We start from the raw sequence: 12,760 nt of genomic DNA, 5'->3' as shown, positions 1-12,760 counted from the left end.
AAAAAAGCATTCCTATAAAAATAGAAATGCTTTATGTTATATATATGAAAGCTAATTTTAGTTAGCTTCTGATTGTTCTTTTTCCTTCTTAGGAGTTGCACTCGTATTTTTGAGTTCTTCAAAAGTACGTTTTACTTCTCTTTCTTCGTACGATTCTATCTCATCTCCAACTTGAATATCGTTATAGTTTTTAATAGAAATACCACATTCAAATCCAGATTTGACTTCTTGTACGTCGTCTTTGTAGCGTTTAAGTGCACTAATTTCTCCTTCGTGAATAACAATACCTTCACGAATAATTCTAATTTTGTTATTACGCTTGATTTTTCCACTTGTAACCATACAACCAGCAATCGTACCGACTTTAGAGACTTTAAATGTCTCACGAATCTCAACCGTTCCGACAATATCTTCTTCGATTTTCGGAGCAAGAAGACCTACAATAGCCGACTTGACTTCCTCAATCGCTTTATAGATAACTGAATAAAGGCGAACTTCTACTTGCTCACGGTCTGCCAATGCACGAGCATTTCTTGACGGACGAACTTGGAAACCAATAATAATTGCATCTGCACTAATGGCTAAGTTTACATCTGATTCTGAAATCTGACCTACACCTTTCATTACAATATTTACTTCCACTTCATCAGTAGAAAGTTTTTGTAATGAATCTGCCAATGCTTCCACAGAACCATCCACATCACCTTTGATGATAAGGTTGAGTTGCTGGAAGTTACCAATAGCAAGTCGTCTGTGAATATCACTAAGTGTAAGACGTTTGGTAGCACGGATAGACTGTTCACGCAAAATTTGTCCACGGCGAGTAGCAATATCTTTTGCTTCTCTTTCTGTTTTCATTACGTTGAATCTATCTCCTGCATTTGGCGCACCATCTAAACCTAATATCTGTACTGGCATAGAAGGAGGAGCTTCATCCAAACGTTTTCCTAAATGGTCTATCATGGCACGCACTTTACCAAAGTGTGAACCTGCTAAGATTACATCACCCACTTTTAGTGTTCCATTTTGTACAATCGTTGTTGCCACATAACCACGTCCTTTGTCTAAAGAGGCTTCTACTACAGTTCCTACGGCATTTCTATTCGGATTGGCTTTAAGTTCTAATACTTCAGCTTCCAATAAAACGCCTTCTAAAAGTTCATCTATACCTAATCCTTTCTTCGCAGAAATATGATACGACTGATATTTTCCACCCCACTCTTCCACCAATACATTCATATCGGCAAGTTCTTGTTTTACTCTATCAGGGTTTGCACCTTCTTTATCTATCTTATTGATAGCAATAATAATAGGTACTTCTGCAAGTTGAGCATGATTGATGGCTTCTTTAGTTTGTGGCATCACACCATCGTCAGCAGCTACTACAATAATTACAACGTCAGTAACTTTTGCTCCCCTTGCACGCATAGCTGTAAAGGCTTCGTGACCTGGAGTATCTAGGAATGTAAGTTCTTTTCCTTCTTCTAAGACGACATTGTATGCTCCAATGTGTTGAGTAATTCCACCTGCTTCTCCAGCAGCTACTTTTGCTTTACGAATATTATCCAAAAGCGTTGTTTTTCCGTGGTCAACGTGTCCCATAATGGTAACAATAGGCGCACGAGGTTCTAAGTCTTCTGGTTTGTCTTCTACCTCTAATACTACTTCTGTTTCTTCCTCAGCAGATGTAAACTCTACATCATAACCAAACTCGTCAGCAAGAAGTGTAATTAGTTCAGCATCTAAGCGCAAGTTGATAGAAATCATTACGCCTAATCCCATTCCTTTTGAGATAAGCTCATTGATAGATACATCAAGTAAGTTAGCAAAATCACTAGCTGGAATAAACTCTGTTACATTGAGTAATTTCTTTTCTTCTTGTACTTCGTTTTGTTCGTTTTCACGAGCCTCACGTCTGTCTTTTCTACTAGATTTTTTGCCACCTCTACCTCCTTTTCCAGAACCTGTGTTCATACGAGCAAGAGTAGCCTTGATTTGGTCTTGAACTTCTTTTTCAGAAGGTTCTTTACGTTTTTTCTTACGTCTTCTACTTGAATCAGCATCTGATTTATCAGCTGTAGCTCCAGATTTTTCTTTTGTGTTTAACTTAGTCAAATCTTGTGGCTTACTATCAGAAGAGCTTTCTCCCTCACCTCTACGACGACGGCGACGACGACGACGGCGGCGAGTTCCATCTTCCGATTTATCAGAAGAGGAAGAAGATTTTTTCTTTTTAGAAAAAGAAGATAAATCTATTTTTCCAACCACTTTAAGCCCTGGTAATTTATCTCCTTGTGAGGAAACAAACTCGTCATCATTTGCCTCTTCATCTACTACTTTTTTCGGTTCTTCTTTTGTCTTTTTAGTAGAAGGAATTACAGGCTTATCTGCTTTTATATTTTCAGATGGCTTTTTTGATACCTCTTTTTCTTTTGAAATTGTTGTTTTTTCAGACTTAATCTGTGGCTTTTCAGTAGCTTTCTTATCTTGCTTTTTGTCTTTCTCTTGGCTTTCTTTTACACTCTCTGTATTGACTTTCTTATTTACTGGCTCTTTTGTAGAGTTGCTTTCGATAGACTTTGGTTTGATTTCTTCTTTCTTATCGTTTACTTCTTTCTTAAAAGTTGTTTTTTCTACTTTTTCTACTTTTTTCTCTACTGATTTTGGAGTTGTTGTTGTTTTGCTCTGAGCAGTATTAGTATTCTTTTTGGTAGAACTCTTGCGTTTCTTAAACTTATCTAAATCTACCTTTCCAACTACCTTCATCTGATGAGAATCAGTCGTAAATGTTTCTGGTTCTTTCTTCTTTTCTTCCTTCTTAGGTTCAGGGCTAGATTGTACATTTCCTTTTATAATTAATTCTTTTTCTTGCCCTGTATCTTCTTTTTCTTCCTCTTTGTTAGACTTTTTCTTTGTATCCTTATCAATAGTTTTACCTGTTGAGGCAGTAGTTCCTATTTTGATATTAGATGCTTTTCTTCTGTTTTTGAGTGAAGATTCAAAGTCTTTTTCCAAAATTGCATACATTTCTTGACTGATAGGCTCATTGGGGTTGCCTTTCAAGTCATGTCCTTTCTTTCGTAGATGCTCAACGATAGTATTGCGTCCGATGTTTAGCTTTCGGGCGACTTGACTGAGTCTCATTTGTTTTTTGTTTTCTGCCATAAATTTTTTGTGGGGCGACTATTAACGTATCTTCTGAAAATTATTTTTTTGTAATATACTTATGCCAAAAAGGTCAATAAAATTCTAAAAAATGATGAGTTGCCTACTTTTGACTCCTAAATTGATTTTTGATTTTAGTGATTTTAGGAGGGTCTGTTCTTAAACTAATTTAAGTTTTTTTTGAAACGGTATTGGGTTTGGATGAATAAACTATGTTAAGTTTATGTATAATACTGAATATAAATGTTTTATTGTGTAATCTTGTTTTTACCTAGAATTTACTCACTCATTATTTTTTATAAATAATAAGCTAAACACAAAAAAGTAGATGATTCAAATCAGTAAAGACAGATTATTATACAAAAATACGATAATTTTTAGAAAAATTAATCCAAAATCTTAAAAAAATATTTTTTATTTCGTTTTTATGGATTTTTTGAAAGAAAATACAAACCCTAAAAGCATTTTCTACTCTTAGGGTCTTTCTAATTATATAATTATTCAAATTCTTTTTTAAGAACTTCCAAGACAAAATCAATCGTTTCTTCTTCCAAATCTACACGACGAATCAAGTCTTCTCGGTTGTATTCCAATACGCTTCTTGCTGTATCGAAACCTACTTTATGAAACTCATCGATAATCCAATCATCGATAGCATCTTTAAATTCTGACAAGTCCACATCGTCCTCAAAGTCGTCAATGGCTTCTTCTCTGAATACGTCAATTTCATAATCTACTAACTTTCCTGCTAGGCGAATATTCTGCCCACCTTTTCCGATAGCTAATGAAATTTGGTCTCTCTTTAAGAAAACAGCTACACGCTTGTTGTCCTCATCTATTTTCATAGAGCTTGTTTTGGCAGGACTAAGCGCACGAGAAATCAAGAGCTCTAAGTTTTCTGTATAATTGATAACATCAATATTTTCATTGCAAAGTTCTCTAACGATAGCATGAATACGAGAACCTTTCATTCCCACACACGCACCAACAGGGTCGATACGGTCGTCAAAAGATTCTACAGCTACTTTTGCACGTTCGCCAGCTTCTCTGACTACTTTTCTGACTGCGATTGTTCCCTCTTCAATTTCTGGAATTTCAGATTCGAATAATTTTTCCAAAAACAATGGTGCAGTACGTGAAAGGATAATTTTTGGATTTCCATTTTGCATCTCTACACGATGAACAACAGCACGAACACTATCACCTTTACGAAAACGGTCTTTAGGAATTTGTTCTCCTTTTGGCAAACTCAATTCTTTACCTTCACTGTCTTGCAAGACTACCTCACGTTTCAAAACTTGATAGACTTCACACGTAACAATTTCTCCTACGTATTCCTTGTATTTTTGATAGAGTAAGTCTTTTTCCAAATCTCTTACCTTTTGGATAAGTGTTTGGCGAGCTGTTTGGACAAGTCTGCGTCCAAAGTCCTCAATCTTTATTTCTTGGGCTACATCTTCGCCTACTTCGAAGTCTGGCTCAATTTTTTGAGCTTCTGACAAACGAATTTCGGTTTGTTCGTCGTATTCTGGCTCATCATCATCAATGATATTTCTGTATTGCCAAATTTCTAAGTCTCCTTTTTCGATATTGACAATGACATCAAAGTTTTCATCAGAACGATACTTTCTACGAATAAGGGTACGGAAAACATCTTCCAAAATACGAATCATCGTCGGACGATCGATGCGCTTTAGTCTTGCAAAGTCTGCAAACGAATCTATTAATGTTGTAGTTTCTATGCTCATTTTTGTATATATTCTTCAAACAAGGTTAAAACCTTGTTTAATTAATTAAAAGTCAAATTTTATTATTTCTTAAATGATATTTGTACGTACGCTACTTTGACCTCATCAAAGTTGATAGTAGCAGGTTTGTATTTTGTTTTGAGTTTGCCTTTTTTTCCTTCAGCTACTTGATATTCTTCTGTAATTTGAAAAACCTTTTTTATTTCTCCATCTACCTCTGTTTCTTCAATAGATTGTAGTTTTCCTAGTTTTTTTGTGCCATCTTTTAGTTCAAATTCTAAAGTACGCCCTACGTGTTGAGGATATTGCCTAAATATATGCAAACCATAATCAATACCAGGCGAAGTAACTTCCAAATTATAGGCTTTGTCTTCTCCATTTTCATCTTTTCCAAATGGACTTTCCTCTTCAAAGTAAGCTCCTAGTTTACGGCTCACGTTGGCACAGTCAGCAATTCCGACGCCATTATCTCCATCTATAATTACGACTATTTTTGGCGTTCTGGTTTTGGAAATTTGAGTTTCTAACAAAAAAATATGTTGTGATAAAGCATATTCAGCCATCTGACTTCCTTCTTGTGTTGCTTCTGGGGAAGTTGCTTTTTGAATAAAATCACTTATTTTTTCTTTAATAGAATTGATTTGTGCTGTTTTTGAATCGGACATATACCAGTGAGAATTATGAATAAAAATCTGTTTTCAGACAGACAAAACACAAATAAAATGAAAATGGAAGGCTTTTTCTGCCTTCCATTTCTTTTTTTCTTTAATTGGTTACAAAATTACGAAAAAGAGTTTTGTTTTGCAACTCCTTAATTTTTAAGAAATTGTTTTGTTTTGATGAATAGGAATTTCAATAAAAAATGTAGTTCCAATTCCTTCCTCACTCTCAAACCAAATTTTGCCATCGTGTCGTTGAATGATTTTTTTTGTAATATCTAACCCTAACCCACTTCCTTCACCTATAGGTTTTGTAGTAAAAAAAGTATCAAATATCTTATTTTGGATTTCTTTTGGTATTCCTCCTCCTGTGTCTTCTATGGAGATAAGCACTTTATTGTCATTTGTTTGAGTAGAAATGGTAAGCTCTCCCTTACCTTTCATAGCTTGAATCGCATTATGGATAAGATTTGTCCAAACTTGCATAAGTTCGTCTGGGTAACCTAAAAAAGAGGGGATATAATCTAAATTTCGCTTTATATCTATTCCGTGTTTGATTTGATTGTGATAAAGTACTAATGTCGTTTCTAGGCTTTGATTAATATCTACTTCTGATTTTTCTTCTGAATACTCTTGGCGAGCAAAATTTTTGAGGGCAATTACCGTTTTTCCAGCCCTTTTAGTAGCTTCTTTAATAGTCTGATTGCTTCGTATAATACTAGAGAGTTGGTAAGCTGTTTCGAAAACTTCTTCTCTATTTTTAGTTTGTAAGAGCTGAATTATCCATTCTTTTTCATCTTGCATATTCATATCGGCAATCAAATCGGCGTATCCCTCAATATTTGAAAAACCTAAACTTTCTAGTTCGTCTATCAGCTTATATTTTACATTTCGTTGTTCTCGTGTCGATAGTAATTCTGTTTGTTTAGATGATTTTTCTACAAATTTGTTGAAAACAGGTGTAATTTGGTCATCTAGTTTTTTGAGAAACGTAGGAAGCTCTGGAAGAGTCTCTAAAAGAATACTCTCAACACCTTCAGCAGAAGATTGAATAGCTCCCAAAGGCGTATTTATTTCGTGGGCAATGTTAGCAATAAGCTGTCCTAAACTAGCTAATTTTTCAGACTGGATAAGCTGTTTTTGGGTAAATTGAAGTTCTTTATAAGCATTTTCCACCTCTGTTTTTTGTTTTTTTAGCTCCTCTTGTGTGGTTTTTAGTTCTTCTAGGTTCCGTTTGAGTTCGTGTTCAGACTGTTTTAGTTCTTTATTATTTTCTTGGATTAAGAGAGCTTGTTGTTGTATTTGTTTGCGTTGTTTGTCTCTATCTTTTGATTTTTTATAGTAAGAGTGTCTGTCTCTGTCCATTAAAAAAGTAAAAATAAAAGCCAAAATAACGGCACTTACCAAATCGTTTAGACTATATTTTGGGATATCTGCCATTATATTGACATCCAAAATAGATAAAGTAGCAAAAAAAGAAAGTAGGGCAATGAGCATTACTGAATAATATACATCAATACGTAGAGGCACAAAAAGAGAAGCAACCAAGACCATACAAAAACCTCCCATATATGAAGGATTTCCTTTTGTAAGTCCTGTGATAATAGCTGTACTTACAACAGCATACGCTCCCAAAATGCTCATCAAATAGATGGCATTTTTTCTAAAAAATGGAATCCAATACAATCCAAAAGTAATAATACTAACAACTGATAAGCCTACTCTTAAATAAAGAATTCCTTCTACATTTGGATACAGTTCTCTATCTAAGGGAATGTAACCCAACCAAATAAACATAAAGACAATACTGACAAGGGGCAAAAGCCTTGCACACTGGTAATTTTGTTCCTCAAAATATGTATCTGGATATTGTCTATTTTCATCGCCATAGACAATAAGACGCAATACTTTTCTTAACTCATTCATTCTTTAGGTTTGTAGGTATTTCCACAAAAAAAGTAGTTCCGACTCCTTCTTTGGTTTCGAACCAAATCTTGCCATTATGTTTTTCAATAATTTTACGAGTAATATCTAATCCTAAGCCACTTCCTTCTCCAATGGCTTTAGTTGTAAAAAAAGCATCAAATATCTTACCTTGAATTTCTTTCGCAATGCCTATACCTGTATCTTCTATAGAAATTAATACTTTATCTTGCTCATTATGAGTAGAAACGATTAGTTTTCCTTTGCCCTTCATAGCTTGAATGGCATTATGGATGATATTCGTCCAAACCTGTATAAGTTCGTCTGGATACCCCATAAACGTTGGTGTTTGTACAAAATTTTGATATACATCTATGCCATGTTTTATTTGGTTGTGATAAAGTGTGAGAGTGGTATTTATGCTTTCATTTAGATTAACAGGTGTTTTTTTGTCAGTTTGGTCTTGACGAGCAAATTTTTTAAGTGCAAAGACAATTTTGGCTGCTCTGTTTGTGGCTGTTTGAATAGTTTGATTGCACTTAATAATATTGGAAAGCTGAAAAGCAATATCAATCAGTCTTTCTCCATTGGTGGAATTGAGTAACTTGATGAACAAGTCTTCTTCGGTTTGCATTCCCATCTCAACAAGTATATCAGCATAATTTTCTGCTTCTTCTACTCCTTTTTTTTCTAACCTATCAGATAATGCAAAACGTATTTTTCTTTTTTCCCTTGTTGTGAGAAGGTCAAGTTTGTCGCTAGATTTTTCTAAAAGTTCAATAAATAGCTCTGATGTTTCTATGGGGGCAGTTTCTGCTATTCTAGCAAGTTCTAATAGATTTTTTTTAAAGTTATTAGAAATATTACCTGCCGAAGAGCGAATAGCACCAAGAGGCGTATTTATCTCGTGAGCAATATTGGCAACAAGCTGACCTAAACTTGCCATTTTTTCAGACTGAATAAGCTGTTTTTGTGTAGTTTTGAGTTGTAGAAAGGCTTGTTCTACCTCTTCTTTTTGTCTGCGTAGCTCTTCTTGTGTAGCATTGAGTTCTTCTAAGTTTTGTTTGAGTTCTTCTTCAGAGGTTTGGAGTTCTTCGTTTTGGTTTTGTAATTCCTCTTGTTGATGTTCTATGAGATTATTTTTTTCTTCTAACGCTTCTATACTCTTTTTCAATTCTGCCTGTTGTCTATTGATAGCATAAACGAAGCCTTGTATTAATGCTACTATCATAAAAGATACAGTAATTATATCGTTTATCTGAATGATAGATAATAATTCTGCTGGAATCTCTACTTTTTTTAAGGTAGATACAGTAAAATCTGTATAAAATAAAAATGAATAACATAGCATTGGCAAGGCTATCAATGAATATTTCCATACTTTTTCTTTATGAGTAAAAATAAGAAAAGGAGCAATAAGTAAAGGATTTAATATGAAAAGAATATAATCTCCAAAATTGATTTTCAGAGAGATGTAAAGACCTACCAAATTAAATGTCATCAGAAATATGAACTTACTACTCTTAAAGAAACCTAGTCTGTTAAGTAAAAGTCCTGTTACACCAGCAAAAAGCACAGCTAATATGCCATAAAGAATACTTTTGGGAATTGCGAAAATGAGAAATGCTATGCCTATTCCAAAAGTAGCAAAGGTCATTGTTAACAACATCATATTTGTTATACGACCTGCCTCTTGTTCTATCTGTGTTTCTAAATGTGAAACTCCGTTATCGATGAGTTTTTGATATATACTCATATTGTTTCATGATATTTATTTTACAATGGAATTTCTATAAAAAACGTAGTTCCTATACCTTCTTCGGTTTCAAACCAAATTTTTCCATCGTGTCTTGCAACTACTTTTTTAGTGATGTCTAGTCCTAATCCACTTCCTTCTCCTGTTGGCTTGGTGGTAAAAAAGGCTTCAAAAATTCTATCTTGTATTTCTTTTGGAATGCCACTTCCTGTATCACGAATAGATACTGTTACCTTATCGTCTTGTTTTTTGGTAGAGACAAACAATTCTCCTTTGCCTTTCATGGCTTGAATAGCATTATGAATAATATTTGTCCAGACCTGCATAAGCTCATCTGGATAGCCTAAAAATGTAGGAATGTCTTCAAGTTTTCTTATTACATCTATCCCTTGTTTGATTTGGTTGTTGTAGAGTGTAAGAGTGGTTTCTATTGTTTTATTTAAGTGTACTTCTTGTTTCTCCTCTGAATGTTCTTGACGAGCAAAACTCTTGAGTGCAAATACCGTTTTGGCAGCCCTTCTGGTAGCTTCCTTGATAGTATGATTGCTTCTGATAACAATGGAGAGTTCAGAGAGCATTTCAAAAATCTGCTTCTTGAGTTCTTCGGGGTGATTTGAATCTAATAATGGCATAAACAGCTCTTTTTCTTCGTACATCCCCATATCAGTTATCAAATTGGCATAAAACTCCTCATCCCATACATCTAGTGTTTCAAACTTCTCTACTAAACTATATTTGATTCTTCGTTTTTCTCGGCTAGAGAGTGTATTTCTTTTATGTATAGATTTTACCAAGAATTTATTGAATGTAGATAAAGTAGTTTCATCTAGTGCTTGAATAAAATTAGGCAAAGCAGGCAATACCTTTATTAAAACTGTTTCAATGCTTACTGATGAAGAACGAATTGCTCCCAAAGGTGTATTTATCTCATGTGCAATATTGGCAACAAGCTGTCCCAAACTTGCCATTTTTTCAGCTTGAACAAGCTGTTTTTGTGCAGATTTGAGTTCCTTGTAGGCACTTTCTATTTCATTTTTTTGTTGGAGTAACTTTTCCTCAGCAAGTTTTTTATCTGTAATTAAGTTTCGTATAGACAAATAGCCTGTAATCTTCCCATCTGCATTAAAAAGAGGGTTTATGACTGTATCTACCCAATAAATAGAACCGTCTTTTGCTTTATTTTTTACTTCTGCTCTCCATGTATTTCCTCTCGTAATGGTTTGCCACATTTTCTGCCAAAACTCTTTTGGATGATAATTAGAATTTACGATATTATGGTCTTTTCCTGTGAGTTCTGCTTCTGTATATTTTGAGATTTTACAGAATTTATCATTTATTTTTGTAATGTGTCCTTTCTTATCAGCAATAGAAAGTATAGTGCTTTGATTTAAGGCAATATTTATGACTTCTAATTCTTGTGTTTTCTGACGTAAATACTCTTGGATAATTTTCAGTTGTTCATTCTGACGCTGAATTCTTTGCTCTTTGTTTAGCTGTTCAGTTATATCCCTAGAGATAGCTACCATAAATCCTTTATCATTTATCTCTACATATTTGACAGATACTTCTACTGGAAATTCTTTGTTTGTTTTTTTATCAATATTTCTACTTCTTACAACCAATGTGCCTGCTGCCTTTACAGCTTCTATATATTTTTCCCAAGCTCCATCTTCTTTAAATGCAGGTTCTATATCAGCAACAGTATATTTTGTTATGTCTTTACCTTCCAAGCCAAGTCTGTTTAGACTTACTTCATTCATATAGATAAACTTCCCGTCTTTAGTTGCTACCTGTAAAGCATCAGAAATATTATTGATAAGAGTGTGTAGCAATTTTTGGTATTCTTCTACTTTTTTACGTTTTGTAATGTCTGTTTGAACGATAGCTCTAGCAGTAGGTTTTTGCGTATGAGAGTCTGTGAGTAGGAAGGTACTTATTAATGTATTAAAGACTTCACTTGTGGTTGTGTTTACAATGTTGCACTCTCCGTTCCACTCGCCGTTTTCTAAAGTAGAAGGGGTAGCTATTTCTATGACTTTCTTTAAAATTTCATCGTCATAAAAATTAGTAATAATTTTGTCTTCATACTCATCATCTAGTCCAGTCATTCTTTTGCCTGCTGCATTGAGGTATTTTATTTTACCTTCTAAGCTAGTAATAGCAATAAAAGCATCTACATGCTCTACCAAACTGATAAACTTCTGCTGCTCTGCTTGCAAATTCATCAGATTTTCTTGAGAAGTTTTTAGTTCTTCCAAGTTTTGTCTAAGTTCTTCCTCTGCTGATGTAAGTTCTTCATTTGTAGCCTCTAAATCATTGTTCATTTCTACAACTTGCATCATAGATGATTTGGTCTTTCTAACAACAGGACGGAAAATCAGAAAGACTACAATAAGTAGGACAAGAATAGACAATGTTACTACTCCAATTTCTATTCTTCTAAGCAAATCTAGCTTTACATTTGCTTCAGCTTCATATTCAAAAACAATTCGGTTCATGATGGGCAAAAATTCTTTTTCTGCCTCTAAAATGTTATTGAGAGCTGTTTTTTTAGACAAGCTATCTACATTTTGTCTTGTAAGAACACTGATATTCTCCTTTAATTTTTGAAAAGAAATATCTAAACTATCATAGTATGAGTTTATTTTTGGGGATATTTCGTAATGCTCTGAAAAACCAAATGAATTAGACTTTTTAATTAAGTTGAGATGAGAAGTTTCAAAAAGTTGGAAAGTATTGAGCAAGATGTCTTGCTGATTTTTATCTAAATTATTGTTGTAATAGATCAGAGCTTCCTTTGTGATTTTCTGACTTAGCATACGCTGCCTACCTGAAATATTAATTACCTTCGCATCATCTTTTTGATTATCAAAAAAGTTTTGTGTTACGAACTGACCAATAATCAAAGCTATAGCGACAAAGCTAATTGCTGTGATATAGGCAATCTCTAAGCGTTTTATAGTTTTGGTTACATTATTATTCATGAGTAGAAAGGAAGTAGAGAATGTCTTTTATATTCTTTATCAAATATTCTGATTAAAATACTTTAATGAGTAATTTCTGATAATCTACACAAATAGATTATCAGAAATTGAGTTGCAGTAGTGTTTCTAATTTTGTAATACTTCATTTACCTTATCAATTAAATCCTGCTTATTCCAAGGCTTAGAAATGAAATACTTTAGATTAGAGTTTTTAAAGGCATTTTGAACAGCATCATTTTCGGCTTGCCCAGAGAGCATAATTTGCCCTACCTTCGGAAAACGGTCTTTTACTTGTACGAGTAGTTCGTCTCCTTTCATTTTTGGCATCAGCCAATCGCTAATAATAAGGAGTGTATCTATATTTCTATCTACCAAAAACTCTATGAGTTCTAGTGCTTCCTCCCCACTTTCAGCCGTTTCTATGACAAACTGACCATCAAAACTTTGTGTGAGTTGGAGCTTTAAGCTCATCAGTATCATTGGGTCGTCATCGACGCAAAGAATCGCTTTATTTTTTTTAGCCAT

General features: G+C 34.0%; 7 protein-coding genes. All 7 read right to left on the bottom strand.

From position 1 onward, the window contains the following. Window positions 1-57 precede the first annotated feature (57 nt). Window positions 58-3,144, bottom strand: a complete 3,087-nt coding sequence (gene infB / locus QZ659_RS05020) for a translation initiation factor IF-2 (protein WP_366935845.1) — start codon at window positions 3,142-3,144, stop codon at window positions 58-60. A 518-nt stretch (window positions 3,145-3,662) separates the two neighbouring features. Further along, on the bottom strand, window positions 3,663-4,913 hold the full coding sequence (nusA, locus tag QZ659_RS05015; RefSeq protein ID WP_412728038.1) for a transcription termination factor NusA: 1,251 nt from the start codon (window positions 4,911-4,913) through the stop codon (window positions 3,663-3,665). A 62-nt stretch (window positions 4,914-4,975) separates the two neighbouring features. Continuing rightward, window positions 4,976-5,578, bottom strand: coding sequence for a ribosome maturation factor RimP (gene rimP / locus QZ659_RS05010; protein WP_291722805.1), 603 nt, complete (start codon window positions 5,576-5,578; stop codon window positions 4,976-4,978). A gap of 153 nt (window positions 5,579-5,731) precedes the next feature. Further along, window positions 5,732-7,498, bottom strand: coding sequence for a sensor histidine kinase (locus QZ659_RS05005; RefSeq protein WP_291722803.1), 1,767 nt, complete (start codon window positions 7,496-7,498; stop codon window positions 5,732-5,734). Further along, entirely contained in the window at window positions 7,491-9,251 is a 1,761-nt protein-coding gene (locus tag QZ659_RS05000) for an ATP-binding protein (protein WP_291722800.1), read from the bottom strand. The genes QZ659_RS05005 and QZ659_RS05000 overlap by 8 nt, the downstream gene beginning before the upstream one ends. A 20-nt stretch (window positions 9,252-9,271) precedes the next feature. After that, window positions 9,272-12,235, bottom strand: a complete 2,964-nt coding sequence (locus tag QZ659_RS04995; protein WP_291722797.1) for a PAS domain S-box protein — start codon at window positions 12,233-12,235, stop codon at window positions 9,272-9,274. 126 nt (window positions 12,236-12,361) lie between these two features. Beyond that, window positions 12,362-12,760, bottom strand: coding sequence for a response regulator (locus QZ659_RS04990; RefSeq protein WP_291722794.1), 399 nt, complete (start codon window positions 12,758-12,760; stop codon window positions 12,362-12,364).

This window comes from Bernardetia sp. (assembly GCF_020630935.1).
GTDB lineage: Bacteria > Bacteroidota > Bacteroidia > Cytophagales > Bernardetiaceae > Bernardetia.
The sequence above is the reverse complement of the archived record's forward strand: the minus strand, read 5'-3'. Positions and strand labels throughout refer to the sequence as shown.

Bases quoted from the DNA above. Each gene is read 5' to 3' on its own strand.
- infB (WP_366935845.1), bottom strand. From the start codon at position 3,144: ATGAGACTCAGTCAAGTCGCCCGAAAGCTAAACATCGGACGCAATACT.
- nusA (WP_412728038.1), bottom strand. From the start codon at position 4,913: ATGAGCATAGAAACTACAACATTAATAGATTCGTTTGCAGACTTTGCA.
- rimP (WP_291722805.1), bottom strand. From the start codon at position 5,578: ATGTCCGATTCAAAAACAGCACAAATCAATTCTATTAAAGAAAAAATA.
- QZ659_RS05005 (WP_291722803.1), bottom strand. From the start codon at position 7,498: ATGAATGAGTTAAGAAAAGTATTGCGTCTTATTGTCTATGGCGATGAA.
- QZ659_RS05000 (WP_291722800.1), bottom strand. From the start codon at position 9,251: ATGAGTATATATCAAAAACTCATCGATAACGGAGTTTCACATTTAGAA.
- QZ659_RS04995 (WP_291722797.1), bottom strand. From the start codon at position 12,235: ATGAATAATAATGTAACCAAAACTATAAAACGCTTAGAGATTGCCTAT.
- QZ659_RS04990 (WP_291722794.1), bottom strand. From the start codon at position 12,760: ATGGCTAAAAAAAATAAAGCGATTCTTTGCGTCGATGACGACCCAATG.